This is a genomic window from Mordavella massiliensis (assembly GCF_016902415.1).
In the GTDB taxonomy this organism is placed as follows: Bacteria; Bacillota; Clostridia; order Lachnospirales; family Lachnospiraceae; genus Merdimonas; species Merdimonas faecigallinarum.
Window position 1 is genome coordinate 1 of sequence record NZ_JACJLV010000113.1, and the last position, 844, is coordinate 844.

An 844-nucleotide genomic window follows, 5' to 3' on the forward strand; every position below is an offset into this window, starting at 1 on the left:
CAATAATGATGATACTGATAGAAATAATATTTAGTGTCCTGTTATCATTTGAAAATAAGAGAATAGTAAATGATTATGTCCAATAAATTAGAATTTGAGGAGATCAATTTATGAATGGAGTAATCCTATATCAATCAAAATATGGTGCTACAAAAAGATACGCTGAATGGTTGTCTGAGGAAACCGGGTTTCAGTGTATAGAAACAAAAAAAGCTGATATTAATGAAATTATTGCATATGACGTTATTATTTTAGGCGGAGGAATATATGCTTCCGGTATTGCTGGTTTGTCTTTCCTAAAAAAGAATATCAATAAATTGGCAGACAAAAAAGTTATTGTGTTTTGTTGTGGTGCATCTCCATATGAAGAAAATGCATTTCTACAAATCAAAAAGCATAACATAAAAGATAATTTATCTGATATTCCAGTCTTTTACTGTCGTGGCGCATGGGATATGGACGCAATGTCTTTCAAAGATAGAACTTTGTGCAATTTGCTTAGAAAAGCTGTTGCAAAGAAAGATCCATCTGATTATGAAATATGGGAAAAGGCATTAATGGAAGCCGGGGATAACAACTGCGACTGGACTGACAAAAAGTACATTGAACCAATAATGGAATATATTAAGCGATAAACACCAGTTGAGGAGAGACTTTATGAAACGGGAATTGGGAATTGTCAGATGTGGCCTTGCATGCTTTTTATGCACAGAGACTCCAGATTGTGATGGATGTGGTTCAAACGGCTTCCCGGATAATGATTCTTGTGAGAACAAAAAATGTTCAATTGCAAAAGAGAAAAATGGTGTTGTGTATCATCGAGAGGGTATAAACGGGGATTACG

Annotated in this window: 1 protein-coding gene and 1 pseudogene; both read left to right on the forward strand. The window is 34.5% G+C overall.

All coding sequences use genetic code 11. From position 1 onward, the window contains the following. The first annotated feature begins 110 nt into the window (after window positions 1-110). Window positions 111-635, forward strand: coding sequence for a flavodoxin domain-containing protein (locus H6A13_RS13015; RefSeq protein WP_204909951.1), 525 nt, complete (start codon window positions 111-113; stop codon window positions 633-635). Between the two features lie 22 nt (window positions 636-657). Then, window positions 658-844 (forward strand): annotated as a pseudogene (locus H6A13_RS13020) (DUF3795 domain-containing protein); the annotation flags it as partial.

Bases quoted from the DNA above. Each gene is read 5' to 3' on its own strand.
- H6A13_RS13015 (WP_204909951.1), top strand. From the start codon at position 111: ATGAATGGAGTAATCCTATATCAATCAAAATATGGTGCTACAAAAAGA.